Consider the following 15,354-nt stretch of genomic DNA (forward strand, 5'->3'; position numbering starts at 1 on the left):
AGTATTTAACGCACTTACATATTGCATTATGGGTATGTTTTGGCTATTTTTACAATCAAATCTTTTTAACATATGGCAATTACTTCTAATACCAAAGCAGCATTATCTTACGATGACTTTAAAGAATCTGTTCTTGAAGATTATCGAATCGCTGTTACTAGTAGAGAATGTAGTCTTTTAGGACGTAGAGAAGTCCTTACAGGGAAGGCAAAATTTGGAATTTTTGGTGATGGAAAAGAACTACCACAGCTTGCCTGGGCACGTGCCTTTAAAAATGGTGACTTTAGATCTGGATATTACAGAGACCAAACATTTATGATGGCTATAGACCACTTGTCTATAGAAGAGTTTTTTGCCGGTTTATATGCACATACTGATATAGCATTTGATCCTATGAGTGCTGGAAAGCAGATGGGTGGTCACTTTGCAACGCATAGTCTTGATAATGACGGTAACTGGAAAAACTTACTTGCTCAAAAGAATTCAAGCTCAGACATCTCTCCTACTGCTGGCCAAATGCCTAGACTATTAGGTCTTGCACAAGCCTCTAAAGTATATAGAAACGTTGCAGAAACTCAAAAAGAAAACTTCTCACACAATGGTGATGAAGTTGCTTGGGGTACAATAGGTAATGCAAGTACAAGTGAAGGTTTATTCTTTGAAACTATTAATGCCGCAGGTGTACTTCAAGTACCTATGGTAATAAGTGTTTGGGACGATGAATACGGAATTTCTGTTCATGCTAGACATCAAACTACAAAGGAGAGTATATCTAAAATACTTGCTGGCTTCCAAAGAGACGAAGAAGATAACGGGTACGAGATTATTAAAGTAAACGGATGGGATTATCCAGCTCTCGTAGATGCATATGAACGTGCTGGAAAAATTGCTCGTGAAGAGCACGTACCAGTTTTAGTTCATGTTGTTGAGCTTACACAACCTCAAGGACATTCTACTTCTGGATCTCATGAACGCTATAAAGACCAAGATAGATTACAATGGGAGCGTGAAAATGACTGTAATGTACAATTCAGAAAATGGCTTATTGACCAAGGTCTAGCTACAGATGAGGAACTTACTGTTATAGATAAAGATCTTAAAAAGAAAGTGCGAGATGGCAAGAAAGCTGCTTGGGAAGCATTTTTAAGACCTATTAAAACTGAAAAGGAAAAAATCACATCAATACTTGAAGGACTTGTAAAAACCTCAAGTAATGGAAGTTTTATAAAACCACTGCTTGAAAAACTAGTAGAGAACAAGGAATCTCTTAAATGTGACCTGCTTAGTACTGCCCGTAAGGCTTTGCGCCTCACAATAGGAGAGCATTCTGATACTCATGCAGAACTTGCAGCATGGATTGATAATTATATAGCGACAATCCAACCTCAATACAGCGCACACTTATATAATGAAAATGGAAATGGCGCGACTTCAATAGAAGGTGTTGCCCCTACTTACGGTGAAGAAAATCTTGTAGATGGCCGTGTGATTTTGAGAGATAACTTTGATGCTATCTTTAGTAGATATCCTAATACACTTGTTTTTGGAGAAGATGCTGGAGCCATTGGTGACGTAAACCAAGGCTTAGAAGGAATGCAAGAGAAATATGGCGAGCACAGAGTTGCAGATGTAGGAATACGTGAAGCAACGATACTTGGTCAAGGAATAGGAATGGCTATGAGAGGCTTACGCCCTATCGCCGAAATTCAATACCTTGATTATATTTTATATGCTATCCAGATTATGAGTGATGATCTCGCATCATTGCGTTATAGAACTCATGGTAAGCAAAAAGCACCACTTATTGTAAGAACTCGAGGACACCGCTTAGAAGGAATCTGGCACAGTGGATCACAAATGGGAGCAATCGTACACCTTTTGAGAGGTATGTACATTCTTACCCCTCGTAACATGGTTAAGGCTGCTGGTTTTTATAACACACTATTAGAAAGTGATGAGCCTGCACTAGTTGTAGAATGCTTAAACGGTTACCGATTAAAAGAAAACTTGCCAACGAACATAGGAGAATTTAAGACTCCAATAGGGGTTGTCGAGACTGTAAAAGAAGGAACAGATATTACGGTCCTATCTTATGGAAGTACATTGCGCATTGTAATGGAAGTTGCAAAAGAACTTTTAACCGTAGGTATCAATGTCGAAGTAATTGATGCCCAATCATTATTGCCATTTGACCTTAATCACGATGTTGTCGAAAGTATTAAAAAGACAAATCGTTTTATAGTCATAGACGAAGATATGCCAGGTGGAGCTAGTGCTTACTTACTTAATGAGGTATTAAATGAGCAAGATGCATACAAATATCTTGATAGTAAACCAGAGACGTTGACTGCTAAGGCTCATAGACCTGCTTACGGAACAGACGGAGATTACTTCTCTAAGCCATCGGCAGATGATATATTTGAGAAAATATACAGTATGATGAATGAAGTAAACCCTTCAAATTTTCCTACATTGAGATAGAACAACTCAGATTAAAATATAAAACGAGATACATTAATTTGTATCTCGTTTTTTTTGCATTCGCGAAAGCGTAATAACCCAACAAACTGAATTGATAATTACCTACTCTGGATATTCAATCCTGAGGTGATAAATGTTATTAAGCTTCTTTTTAAGTACTTTCTTAATCTGCTGAATTTCTTTGAACGTAATATTTGCGTTAAGAAACTGTCCTTCATCCATTTGTTTTTTAATAATCTTTTCGACAAATGCGTCAATAAGCGTTGATGTTGGATTTTTAAGACTCTTGGAAGCAGCCTCCACACTATCTGCCATCATCAGTATCGCAGTTTCTTTACTAAAAGGTAATGGTCCTGGATATTGAAAATCTGTAATTAATGTGTCTTCATTAATTTCCTTCTCTTTAAAGTAAAAATATTGCACCGTACTAGTACCGTGATGCGTGCGTATAAAATCTATAACTCTGTCAGGTAAATTATATTTACGAGCTAGTTCAATACCATTAATCACGTGATCTATGATAATACGCGCGCTTTCTTTTGGTGATAAATCATCGTGACTATTAATTCCTGTAGCTTGGTTTTCTGTAAAATCTGTAGGGTTTTCTATTTTCCCAATATCGTGATAAAGTGCCCCTACCCTAACTAGCATGGCATTTGCACCTATTTCATTTGCTGCTGCCTCAGATAGATTTGCAACATTAAGACTATGGTGAAAAGTACCTGGAGCTTCATCTGCAAGGCGCTTGAGAAGTTTTGAGTTAGTATCTGATAATTCTAATAATGAAACATCACTTACCAAGCCAAAAATCTTTTCATAAATATAGATGAGGGGCTGTACAAACAATGTTGCCAGGCCAGCGAGTAAAAACATTCCGAAGTCTTCCCACTGCAGTCCCTCCATTCCACCTTCACTTATAATATTAAATGCAAAATATGCTAGAATATAAATGAGTGTAATTTGACCAATTGATATAAAAAGATTTGCTCTTTTGTATAGCTCGGGTATTGTTAAGATAGTCACGATACCCGCAATGACTTGTAAGAAAAAATATTCAAAACTATCTGGCACAATAAACCCTAGTAATAGTATTGCAATTACATGTGTAAAAAGTCCCAATCGAGCGTCAAAAAAGGCTTTGATAATGAGTGGTAGTATACACATAGGGACAGCATATACATACTGAGGACTCCACTTTACAACTATCGTTGTAAGAAGCACCATCACTAGAACATTGAAAAATATAAAGGTTACTTTAGTATTATTTAAAAATACAGAAAGTCTATAAGTTCGTATAAAAAGAAGCAACATTACGAGTGCTAGCAACACTAATAAAATGTATCCAAACAGCACCCAATTATAACGCGAATCACTTATGTTTTGCGACTCATATTTGGCTTTTAGAGATAGTAATTTTTGTAAATTATCTCCTTCTACGAGCTCACCTCTTGCAATCACAATACTTCCTTTAGGCACTATATTGCGTGTTTCTGAAATCTGACTAAGCTCAATGTCGAGAGTTTCTTTAGTGAGAACTTCATCTAGAGAAACATTTGCTTCTAGCCCATCAAAATATAGCTGAAGAAATTTATTAGAATACGCTGCGTAAGCGCCATTCTCAATAATAGACGTGAGATTATCTGTTACATTATTAAGCACAGAAATTTGGTTCAACCTCATTTCAAACACTTCATTTCCTTTTTTAATGAAGATGAGACGACTAGAATCATAGACAGGTTTGTTTTTTATAACCCCAGTTTTGTAAACTCCTTTTAGCAAATTACTCCCATATCTTCTCAATTCTGCTTTTGGAAATTGGTAATCAATACTATCAGGAAATACCTTATCAAAATTTTCATCATAAGATGCTATGATGTTGTCTACAATGTCTTGATTATAATTAAAGTACACTGCAGATTGTGATTTTACTTGACTACGCTCTTCTTCAAGTTCTGTGGCACTTTTAAGAATGGCAAAATCTTCATCTGCATATAGATTTTCATATTGCCATGGAAAACCTTTTTGAATCTCATATTGGAATTTCCCGCTTTTTGGGAAAAAATAAACAATAAACCCTGCACAAATAAAGACAAGCAAGAGCTTGTAGATGAGATCTTGATGTTTATAAAACTTTTGTGCGGTGCTGCTCATAGGGTTGTCTAGTATGAAGCTAAAATACTAAATTAATATCGCATGATATACCACTTAGACCGTCGCTATAGATTCTAAAATCTTCAAATTTTCCTTACATTCGCAAGAGAAAATTTTAGTACTTCAAACACACAAATATATGAGTAAGAACGTTGTTATAGTTGCGGCTGCGCGCACACCGATAGGGAGTTTCATGGGAGCTTTATCCTCTGTTACTGCCAGTAAACTTGGATCAATCGCTATAAAAGGTGCTTTAGATAAAATTAACCTTGACCCAGCACTTGTAAGTGAAGTTTACATGGGTAACGTGGTACAAGCTGGTGTAGGTCAAGCACCTGCAAGACAGGCTGCGATGGGAGCAGGAATTCCTATAACGGTACCTTGTACGACAGTAAATAAAGTATGTGCTTCAGGAATGAAAGCTGTAATGATGGCTGCTCAAGCCATTGCACTAGGAGATGCAGATATTGTAGTTGCTGGTGGGATGGAAAATATGAGTCTTATTCCTCATTATGTTCAATTACGTAATGGACATAAATTTGGACCGCAAACTATGGTAGACGGCATGCAAAAAGACGGTCTTGTAGATGCTTATGATGGTAACGCGATGGGTGTATGTGCAGATGCATGTGCAACTGAATATAAATTCTCACGTGAAGATCAAGATGCTTATGCTATCCAATCTTATAAGCGTAGTGCTGCTGCTTGGGAAGCTGGAAAGTTTGATAATGAAGTAGTACCAGTACCAGTACCACAAAGACGTGGAGATGATGTTATCGTATCTCGCGATGAAGAATTTACAAATGTAAAAATGGAAAAAATTCCTGCTTTACGTCCAGCGTTCTCAAAAGACGGAACCGTAACTGCTGCAAATGCATCTACTATAAATGATGGTGCTGGTGCTGTAATCGTAATGAGTGAAGAAAGAGCAAAAGAGCTCAACCTTACTCCTCTTTGTACTATAAAAAGTTATGCAGATGCTGCACATGAGCCAGAGTGGTTTACTACTGCACCATCAAAAGCATTACCTAAGGCACTAGCAAAAGCAGGTGTAGCTCAGAGCGATATTGAGTTTTTTGAGTTTAATGAAGCATTCTCTGTAGTAGGTCTAGCAAATATGAAAATATTAGGCTTAACAGACGAAAATGTAAATGTAAATGGAGGAGCAGTATCTTTAGGACATCCATTAGGATGTAGCGGAGTGCGTATTCTTATTACACTTATGAATGTATTGAAGCAAAATGACGCAACACTAGGTGCTGCCGCAATTTGTAACGGTGGTGGAGGTGCATCTGCTATGGTAATAGAAAATCATAAATAAGAATAGTTATACCCTATGCGATACGGTATTTGCCAGCTTAGTATAGTCCCTATGCGCGCCGAACCTTCAGATCCTAGCGAACTTGTAAACCAAGTTCTATATGGTGAACATTTTAAGGTTGTGGAGCAACGCAAGCAATGGAGCCGTATTAAACTTTCTCATGACAAATATGAGGGATGGATTGATAATAAGCAATACATAGAGATTAGTGAAGAGGAGTACGCTTTCGCGAAAGCACAACAAGCAACACTAACCACTGATCCTGTACAATTTATTACAACAGAACATAATCAACTACTCACGGTAGTATTAGGTTCTTCTGTTGAAAATATTGCGCTTCTTAAAGATTCTTATGATGGTAATAGTCACACTGGAAAAACCTCCAGAACGCAGCTTGTGGAAACAGCACTACTCTATCTGAAAACTCCGTATTTATGGGGTGGTAGGACAACCTTTGGTATAGATTGTAGTGGTTTTACTCAAATGGTATATCGACTTAATGGCTTCGTCCTAAAAAGAGATGCTTCACAGCAAGCAACACAAGGTGAGGCATTAAGTTTTATAGAGGAAAGTGAACCTGGTGATCTAGCCTTTTTTGACAATGCCGAGGGATTAATTACCCATGTAGGAATTATCATGGAAGATAATTATATCATACATGCTCATGGAGAAGTGAGAATTGATCGATTAGATCATTCTGGTATTTATAATGTTCATAAGGGTATACACACTCACAAATTGAGAGTCATTAAGAAAATTATCTAGATAAGATTAATACTATCTAACAAAAAAAAGCCACTCAAATGAGTGGCTTTTTTGTATTATAAAAGATGGAAGACTTAGTTTCCTCCTTCTAGTTTTTCAATGTTTGCTTTCATTGCATCTGCCTTAGATGTTTCACCTAGTTGCTCATAGATTCCGTAAAGAGATCTTGCTACATCAAGGTAATCAGGCTTTGCTGCTAATGCTTTTTCTAAGTAAGGAACAGCATTCTTGTAAACATCCTGACGTTTAAGTTTTAAAGCATCATACTTGTCATAGTCTGCTTTTGAAGTTCCTAAACTGTTCATCTCATCCACAATTGCACGCTCATCAGATAAGATAAGAACAGCAATGTTATTATAAGCTGCAGCATATGTAGGATCAAGCTCAACAGCCTTCATGTAATATTCCTTTGCCTTTTCCTTATTTCCTTGCTGATCAGAACTTACACCTAAGTTATATAGTAACTCTGGATTGTTTGGGTCTTTCTCAAGAACCTTAGCAATTACTTCTTGATACTTATCCATTTTCTTCATCTTAAGGTAGATATCTGCCTCAGAACGTAATAATAAGATGTCATCTGGATTCTCTTTACGAGCATCTGCCATTGCAGCAAGTGCCTTTTCATTTTCATTCTTAGAGATATAGATAAGCGCAATATTTTTTGCTATTTCTGCACTTTTAGAATCTCCTAACTGCTCTTCTGGTTTTACGTGTGTTTTTGCAAGTACCTGAAGATCTCTTTCTTGTTTGCTTGGAAAATTTTCAACCTCGCTTGTCTCAACATTAGTTGCTACATAAGATACTTCTCTTCCTTGAAAACCTAAGTTTTTAAGTTGCTCATAATAACCTAATGCAGTATCATAATCTTTACCGTTGATTGCATTTGATGCAGCAAAGTATAAGTAAACTGTATCTTTTTTACTTAGGTTGTATGCTTTTTCAAGTTTTGTTGCTGCGCTGGCATAATCTTGACCGTTTTGATCTGCTACAGCACCATTGATATAAGCATTTGTAACATTTGCAAGACCTGCTTCTGCTTCTTTACTGTACTTAGTATCTCGTAAATCTCCAAAAGCCATTGCTGCTTTCTCAAGATCTGCTGGATCTTGATTATCTACTCCTAAATATGCTTGAGCCTTAAGAAGCATAAACTTCTCTTTTGTTTTCTCATCCATATTAGCTGTTAGAGCTTCGGCAGCTCCTAGTAGCGTTTTTGCCTGAGTATAGCTACCAGACTTAATTGCCTTCTCTATAGCTTTTACTTCCTTTTTCTGTGCAAATGCCATCGATGTTGCGGCAAGTGCTATTGCTAAAAATAGTTTACTTTTCATTGTAATGGTTTAATTAATATAAGGGTTTCAAAATTACTCTTTTTTTCTCAACCCTTATGTTTCTATTCTTCTTCTTCAGAAGAGTTTTCGTTTTGGGTTGTTTCTGAAGCAGTTGTCCCTCCTTCTACCGGAGTTCCATCTACTGTGTCATCTTCATCATCTATATCGTCCTCATCACTTTTTACTTTCGCGACAGCGGCAATAGAATCGTTTCCTTTAAGGTTGATAAGTCGTACTCCTTGTGTTGCACGCCCCATAACTCTTAGTGAAGCTACTTCCATTCTTATAGCGATACCTGACTTATTGATAATCATAAGATCATCTGCATCAGTAACGTTTTTAATAGATACTAGTTCTCCAGTCTTTTCGGTAACAGAGATTGTTTTTACTCCTTTACCTCCACGGTTTGTAATTCTGTAATCTTCAAGACTACTACGCTTACCATACCCTTTTTCTGAAACAACTAGGATATTACTTTCTGTATCGTTTACAGACACCATTCCTACTACTTCATCTTCATCATTAGCAAGAGTTATGCCACGAACACCAGAGGCGTTTCTTCCCATAGGTCTTGTCTTACTTTCCTCAAAGCGTATTGCCTTACCAGATTTAAGCGCAAGCATCACTTGACTCTCTCCCGTTGTAAGCTTTGCAGATAGTAGCTCATCATTGTCCTTAATAGTAATCGCGTTGATACCATTAGTACGAGGACGTGAGTATTGCTCTAGCGCTGTTTTCTTTACTTGTCCTTTTTTGGTCGCCATAATGATGTAGTGATTATTTATATAATCTTCATCTTTAAGGTCTCCTGTACATACAAATGCTTTTACCTCGTCATCTTGCTCAATATTAATAAGGTTCTGGATAGCTCTACCTTTTGAAGTCTTACTTCCTTCTGGTATTTCAAATACACGCATCCAGAAACATTTACCCTTTTGTGTAAAGAATAGCATATACTGGTGGTTAGTACCCACAAATAGATGCTCTAAGAAATCTTCATTACGAGTGGTAGATGCTTTTGTACCTACTCCTCCTCTATTTTGAGTTTTGTATTCTGTAAGTGATGTACGTTTTATGTAACCAGCATTTGAGATAGTAATCACTACCTTTTTATCTGGAATAAGATCTGTGATGCTTACATCACCTCCTGCATACTCTATAATAGAGCGACGCTCATCTCCATACTTATCTTTTATTTCTTGAAGCTCTTCTCTAATAATAGACATACGACGCTCCTTCTTTGCAAGGATATCTTTTAAGTCTTCTATAGTCTTCATTATCTCTTCGTACTCACTACGTAGTTTGTCTTGCTCCAGACCTGTAAGCTGGCGTAAACGCATCTCTACGATAGCCTTTGCTTGAATCTCTGAGAGTTTAAAACGCTCTATTAAGTTTTGTCTCGCCTCATCACCATTTGCACTTGCGCGTATGATGGCAATTACTTCATCTATATTATCTGAAGCAATGATAAGACCTTCTAGTATGTGGGCACGAGCTTCTGCTTTTTTAAGCTCAAACTCTGTTCTTCTCACTACAACCTCGTGGCGGTGTTCAACAAAGTGGTGTATCATATCCTTAAGATTTAACATCTCAGGACGCCCGTTTACAAGAGCAATGTTATTTACACTAAATGATGATTGTAGTGCCGTGTACTTATATAACTTGTTAAGTACGATATTTGGGATAGCATCACGTTTTATAACATAAACGATACGCATACCATTACGGTCTGACTCGTCACGTATTGCAGATATACCCTCGATCTTCTTATCGTTGATCATATCGGCCGTTTTCTTAATCATATCAGCCTTATTGACTTGATATGGTATTTCGGTCACAATGATACACTCTCTACCTTTTACTTCTTCAAACTCTGCCTTTGCGCGCATTACAACACGACCACGCCCTGTTTTAAAAGCCTCACGTACTCCGTCATAACCATAAATCGTTCCTCCGGTAGGAAAATCTGGAGCCTTTACGTGCTCCATAAGTTCATCTATAGTAACGTCATTATTATCTATGTAAGCGTGTATACCGTCTACAACCTCAGAAAGGTTGTGTGGTGGCATATTAGTCGCCATACCCACAGCAATACCAGATGCACCATTTATAAGTAACCCTGGTACACGTGTAGGTAATACGGTAGGTTCTTTAAGTGTATCATCAAAGTTAAGTTGGTGATCTACTGTGTCTTTTTCAATATCTGCAAGCATATCTTCAGATATCTTGCGCATTCTAGCCTCGGTATAACGCATTGCTGCTGGGCTATCACCATCTACAGACCCAAAGTTACCTTGACCATCTACAAGCATATAACGTAAACTCCACTCTTGAGCCATACGCACCATTGCATCATATACAGAGGTGTCGCCGTGTGGGTGATACTTACCTAGTACCTCTCCTACTATTCTTGCAGATTTTTTGTGAGCACCACTCGCTCGTATTCCTAACTCATGCATTCCGTAAAGAACACGACGGTGTACTGGTTTGAGACCATCACGTACGTCAGGTAGTGCACGTGATACGATAACTGACATCGAGTAATCGATGTAAGCAGATTTCATTTCATCTTCAATATTAATCGAGATCAGCTTTTCTCCTTCAGCCATATATAAATTGATTAGATTTTATGTCAAATTTTTACTAGCTAGCAATGTAGTGATTTTGGAGGGTTTTTATGGGGGTACGCTTTCGCGAAAGCGCACTTTTTATCAACAAATTTTAACAAAGTCTCTTAATAACTACCCAAAAGCCTTAAAGGCAAATTGTCAGGTATTTTTGGTAATTTGGACTAATGACTTTAAGCGGAATGATTTTTGAACCAGTTTGCTTAAATTTACCTAAGAAAGAGAAGATAGATATGGACGATAATTTTTCACCAAGAGTAAAAGATGTGATTGCTTATAGTAAAGAGGAGGCCTTAAGATTAGGTCATGACTTTATAGGTACAGAGCACTTACTTCTTGGTTTGTTAAGAGACGGAAGCGGTAAAGCAATCGATATTTTAGGAGCTTTAAATATAGACTTAGAGCACTTGAGACGCAAGGTTGAGATACTAAGCCCAGCAAACCCCAACTTGAACTTACAGAGTAATGATAAGAAGAACTTACATCTTACTCGCCAGGCAGAGCGAGCACTCAAGACCACATTCTTAGAAGCAAAGCTCTTTCAAAGTTCATCAATAAATACGGCTCATTTATTATTATGTGTTTTACGTAATGAAAATGATCCTACCACAAAACTGCTCAATCGACTTAAAGTAGATTATGACAGTGTAAAAGACCAATTTAAACTAATGATGGCAAACGAAAGCGATGAATATATAGAGCCTATTAAATCAGAATCATTTAGTGATGATGCCGATAATAGCGATGAAGGATCAAAAGAAAATCCTTTTAATAGCCCTACCACGCCTAAAGGAGGAAAGAAAAGTAAAACTCCGGTTCTAGATAACTTTGGACGTGATCTTACTGCAATGGCAGACGAGGGTAAACTAGATCCTGTAGTAGGCCGTAGCAAGGAGATTGAGCGTGTATCTCAGATATTGAGTAGACGTAAGAAAAACAACCCTCTCCTTATTGGTGAGCCTGGAGTAGGTAAATCTGCCATAGCAGAAGGACTTGCTCTACGTATTGTACAACGTAAGGTATCTCGTATCCTTTTTGACAAGCGTGTGGTTACTCTTGATCTTGCTAGCCTTGTAGCTGGAACAAAATATAGAGGCCAGTTTGAAGAGCGTATGAAAGCTGTGATGAACGAGCTTGAAAAGAATGATGATATTATCTTATTTATAGATGAGATACATACTATTGTAGGAGCTGGAGGAGCAACGGGATCTCTTGATGCTTCAAATATGTTTAAACCTGCTCTCGCTCGAGGCGAAATACAATGTGTAGGTGCAACAACGCTTGATGAATTCCGCCAGCATATTGAGAAAGATGGTGCTTTAGAGCGACGTTTTCAAAAAGTAATTGTAGAACCTACGTCTGTAGAAGAAACAATTGAGATATTACAAAATATTAAAGGTAAGTATGAAGAGCACCATAATGTCTCATATACAGATGAGGCACTTGAAGCGTGTGTAAAACTTACTAATAGATATATGACCGATAGATTTCTTCCAGATAAGGCTATAGATGCTCTAGACGAAGCAGGATCTCGCGTGCATATTACTAATATTGATGTTCCTAAAAAGATTTTAGAATTAGAAAATAAGCTAGAAGAGGTAAGAGAACTCAAAACCTCTGTGGTAAAGAAGCAGAAATATGAAGAGGCTGCAAAGCTGCGCGATGATGAGAAAACCTTAGAAAAGGAACTTGCAATCGCTCAAGAGCGATGGGAAGAAGACGCAAAACTTCACAAAGAAGAAGTGTCTGAAGAAAATGTTGCAGATGTAGTAAGTATGATGACAGGAATCCCTGTTAACCGTATTGCACAAACAGAAAGCAACAAACTTGCAGAACTACCAGCAACAATAAAAGAAAACGTAATAGGTCAAGATGAGGCGGTTGCAAAGGTTGCAAAAGCAATACAACGTAACAGAGCTGGATTAAAAGATCCTAACAAACCTATTGGTTCATTTATATTCTTAGGTCAGACTGGTGTAGGAAAAACGCAACTTGCAAAGGTTCTTGCAAAAGAGCTTTTTGATAATCAAGATGCACTCATCCGTATTGATATGAGTGAGTATATGGAGAAGTTTTCTATCTCAAGGCTTGTAGGAGCGCCTCCTGGATACGTAGGATACGAAGAAGGTGGTCAACTCACAGAAAAAGTAAGACGTAAGCCTTACTCTGTGGTTTTACTAGATGAGATAGAAAAAGCGCATCCAGATGTATTTAATATGTTACTGCAAGTGTTAGATGATGGTTTCTTAACAGATTCTCTAGGCCGTAAGATAGATTTTAGAAATACTATTATCATAATGACCTCAAATATCGGGGCAAGGAAGCTTAAAGACTTTGGTCAAGGTGTTGGATTTGGTACTGCTTCACGTAAAACGCAAGCAGATGATAATGCAAGAAGTATTATACAGAATGCCCTTAAAAAGGCATTTGCACCTGAGTTTTTAAATCGTGTTGATGACGTAGTAGTATTTAATGCATTAGAGCGTGAGGATATCCATAAGATTATCGATATCGAACTTGCAAAACTATATACTAGAATTAAAGGTCTAGGATATGATTTAACACTTAGTGAAAAAGCAAAAGATTATATAAGTGATAAAGGTTTTGATAAGGAATATGGGGCACGACCACTTAAAAGAGCTATTCAAAAATATATAGAAGATGCACTAGCCGAGGAGATAATTAATTCTCAATTAAAAGAAGGTGATGGCATATTTATGGATTTTGATGAGAAGAAAGACGAACTTATAATCGATATCAAAAAGGCAACCCCTACAGAGTCGTAGGTAACGCTAAGGGTTTATAATTATTTCCCCGAAAGGTCTAACTGACTTTTCGGGGATTTTTTATTTAAAATACTATGCACACATAGTTAATGTATTGGTAAATAGATGTTTGTATTTCTATTTATTAGTATATTCAATGTTCAAGTCCCCTACAAACTTATGACAGAACCAATAGAACACCACCTTAGCTTATCATTCGGAGAGTTAACTATCTATAATGATTATGTTTACACTGTAATGAACGAAGGAATTACAGTACAGCCTAATTTTAATGATATTCTACTAGCAATTGCAGAGATATATTATAGCAATAAAGAGTTTGTATATATAACCCACAGAATAAACTCCTACTCTATTGATCCCATTATCTATCTAGAAACATCAAAAATTGAAAACCTTAAAGGGTTTATAGCTGTTTGTCCAAACAAAAGCCTTATAGAATCATTTAGAGTTGAAAAATTGTTTTTTAAAAAACCTTTTGCTGTGTATCAAACACTTGATGAAGCCTTAGATTATAAGGAGGTATTGCTTTCTGGTAAGCAATGATTTTTTTTTGCGACAAACACTTTTATCTTCTTAAAAAAAGAAGGAGTTTTGCAGCCAATTTAATCCCCTACACCCACTTGAAAAATATTAAAGAATTTGACTTTGGAAAAATCCAAATCGAACAGAATTTTGTCATTGGTACCATGAAAGAAGGTTCTCATGTTGATAGAGCATCTAACCAGTTACTATTATCATTTTGCAAAGACTATTTTAATGATGAGCCTTTTGGTTATATCTCACACAGGCTCAATTCATACTCCGTAGATCCTACTGTGTATATGGATGCTGGAAGTCATCCCGGACTCAAAGCTATTGCTGTTGTATTTGATAATCCACTCATTAAATCTAATGTAGTACTAGAAAAACAATTTTTTAATCAACCCTTTGAGTCTTTCAATTCTGTTGATGAAGCAAAAAAATGGTTATCAGAGTTACTCATAAAATAAAATTTTACACGATGATATCATTGAGCGTTATAGTGAAGTAGCGTACGTTTACAAACCATTAATAAAAACAATTTTTGAATTAAAAAATAAAGCCTTCAATTTTATCTAAAATTGAAGGCTTTATATAATATTCTAATACTACTATTTAGTAGGTGGCTTAGATGGTCGCACCTCTATTTTACTAGGTAAAGTTCTTGGATGCATTTTAAGTAGATCGACGGTAATTTGGCCAAGATCTTCTGGCTGTATACGCCAGTCAGTCCCTTCCTCTGGTGATCTACCTCCAAAATGGCTACTTACAGAGCCTGGCATTATGGTACTCACTTTTACATTATCTTGTCTAAGATCTAACATAAGCGCTTGCGAAAAGCCTGTCAAACCAAATTTACTCGCATTATAAGCTGTTCCTTTTTCAAAGAAATTTGTTCCTGCAAGACTAGAAATTGTAAAAATATAACCTTCTGATTTTTTAAGCGCTTCAAGAGAGGCTTTTACTGAGTAGAAAACTCCCGTTAGGTTCGTATCAATGGTCTCATCCCATTGTTTTATAGACATATCTGCAATACTCTCAAAATGCCCTAGACCTGCATTTGCAATGAGCACATCAATTTTCCCAAATTTATCTAGTACAGCTTTTACGGCATTTTGCTGGCTTTCATAATTTCTTACATCTGCTGCAATACCGAGTATGTAATTATCATTTTCAGTTAGTTCATGAGCTGCTTCTTTGGCACCTTTCTCATCTCTTCCTGTGATTGCAACCTTCATTCCTTGATGCAACAAGGCTTCGGCTATACCTCGCCCTATACCCTTAGTTCCACCAGTTATTAATGCAACTTTATCTTTTAATGATTCCATGATTACGTGTTTTTTATAAAGATAATCACGCTTTCGCGAAAG

Annotated in this window: 10 protein-coding genes; 6 read left to right on the forward strand and 4 right to left on the reverse strand. The window is 36.9% G+C overall.

Annotated elements, in window-relative coordinates:
• Window positions 1–72: 72 nt before the first annotated feature.
• Entirely contained in the window at window positions 73–2,481 is a 2,409-nt protein-coding gene (locus D017_RS13030) for an alpha-ketoacid dehydrogenase subunit alpha/beta (RefSeq protein WP_035337034.1), read from the forward strand.
• Window positions 2,482–2,583: 102 nt separating this feature from the next.
• Here the strand turns inward: D017_RS13030 and D017_RS13035 are convergent, their stop codons facing one another.
• Complete coding sequence (locus D017_RS13035; RefSeq protein ID WP_035337037.1) at window positions 2,584–4,632, reverse strand: HDIG domain-containing metalloprotein; 2,049 nt, start codon at window positions 4,630–4,632, stop codon at window positions 2,584–2,586.
• Between the two features lie 139 nt (window positions 4,633–4,771).
• Here D017_RS13035 and D017_RS13040 point away from each other — a divergent pair, with 139 nt between their 5' ends.
• Together D017_RS13040 and D017_RS13045 are read left to right on the forward strand one after the other, a co-directional pair.
• A complete protein-coding gene (locus tag D017_RS13040) occupies window positions 4,772–5,953 on the forward strand; it encodes an acetyl-CoA C-acyltransferase (RefSeq protein WP_035337039.1) in 1,182 nt (393 codons plus the stop codon).
• A 15-nt stretch (window positions 5,954–5,968) separates the two neighbouring features.
• Window positions 5,969–6,718, forward strand: a complete 750-nt coding sequence (locus D017_RS13045) for a C40 family peptidase (RefSeq protein WP_035337042.1) — start codon at window positions 5,969–5,971, stop codon at window positions 6,716–6,718.
• 74 nt (window positions 6,719–6,792) lie between these two features.
• Here D017_RS13045 and D017_RS13050 read toward each other — a convergent pair whose 3' ends face one another.
• Entirely contained in the window at window positions 6,793–8,049 is a 1,257-nt protein-coding gene (locus tag D017_RS13050; RefSeq protein ID WP_035337044.1) for a tetratricopeptide repeat protein, read from the reverse strand.
• A gap of 62 nt (window positions 8,050–8,111) precedes the next feature.
• A complete protein-coding gene (gene gyrA / locus D017_RS13055; RefSeq protein WP_035337046.1) occupies window positions 8,112–10,658 on the reverse strand; it encodes a DNA gyrase subunit A in 2,547 nt (848 codons plus the stop codon).
• 251 nt (window positions 10,659–10,909) lie between these two features.
• Here gyrA and D017_RS13060 point away from each other — a divergent pair, with 251 nt between their 5' ends.
• From D017_RS13060 to D017_RS13070, 3 genes are all read left to right on the forward strand, one after another.
• Complete coding sequence (locus D017_RS13060; RefSeq protein ID WP_035338278.1) at window positions 10,910–13,462, forward strand: ATP-dependent Clp protease ATP-binding subunit; 2,553 nt, start codon at window positions 10,910–10,912, stop codon at window positions 13,460–13,462.
• A 159-nt stretch (window positions 13,463–13,621) separates the two neighbouring features.
• Complete coding sequence (locus tag D017_RS13065) at window positions 13,622–14,008, forward strand: hypothetical protein (protein WP_035337047.1); 387 nt, start codon at window positions 13,622–13,624, stop codon at window positions 14,006–14,008.
• A 143-nt stretch (window positions 14,009–14,151) separates the two neighbouring features.
• Entirely contained in the window at window positions 14,152–14,454 is a 303-nt protein-coding gene (locus D017_RS13070) for a hypothetical protein (RefSeq protein WP_152023902.1), read from the forward strand.
• A 141-nt stretch (window positions 14,455–14,595) separates the two neighbouring features.
• On the opposite strand, the gene D017_RS13075 is transcribed toward D017_RS13070, so the two are convergent.
• Entirely contained in the window at window positions 14,596–15,312 is a 717-nt protein-coding gene (locus D017_RS13075) for an SDR family oxidoreductase (RefSeq protein WP_035337049.1), read from the reverse strand.
• Between the last annotated feature and the right edge of the window lie 42 nt (window positions 15,313–15,354).

Source organism: Dokdonia sp. PRO95, from assembly GCF_000355805.1.
Lineage (GTDB): Bacteria > Bacteroidota > Bacteroidia > Flavobacteriales > Flavobacteriaceae > Dokdonia.

Excerpts from the sequence above, each read along its gene's own strand:
- D017_RS13030 (WP_035337034.1), top strand. The coding sequence starts at position 73 with ATGGCAATTACTTCTAATACCAAAGCAGCATTATCTTACGATGACTTT.
- D017_RS13035 (WP_035337037.1), bottom strand. The coding sequence starts at position 4,632 with ATGAGCAGCACCGCACAAAAGTTTTATAAACATCAAGATCTCATCTAC.
- D017_RS13040 (WP_035337039.1), top strand. The coding sequence starts at position 4,772 with ATGAGTAAGAACGTTGTTATAGTTGCGGCTGCGCGCACACCGATAGGG.
- D017_RS13045 (WP_035337042.1), top strand. The coding sequence starts at position 5,969 with ATGCGATACGGTATTTGCCAGCTTAGTATAGTCCCTATGCGCGCCGAA.
- D017_RS13050 (WP_035337044.1), bottom strand. The coding sequence starts at position 8,049 with ATGAAAAGTAAACTATTTTTAGCAATAGCACTTGCCGCAACATCGATG.
- gyrA (WP_035337046.1), bottom strand. The coding sequence starts at position 10,658 with ATGGCTGAAGGAGAAAAGCTGATCTCGATTAATATTGAAGATGAAATG.
- D017_RS13060 (WP_035338278.1), top strand. The coding sequence starts at position 10,910 with ATGGACGATAATTTTTCACCAAGAGTAAAAGATGTGATTGCTTATAGT.
- D017_RS13065 (WP_035337047.1), top strand. The coding sequence starts at position 13,622 with ATGACAGAACCAATAGAACACCACCTTAGCTTATCATTCGGAGAGTTA.
- D017_RS13070 (WP_152023902.1), top strand. The coding sequence starts at position 14,152 with ATGAAAGAAGGTTCTCATGTTGATAGAGCATCTAACCAGTTACTATTA.
- D017_RS13075 (WP_035337049.1), bottom strand. The coding sequence starts at position 15,312 with ATGGAATCATTAAAAGATAAAGTTGCATTAATAACTGGTGGAACTAAG.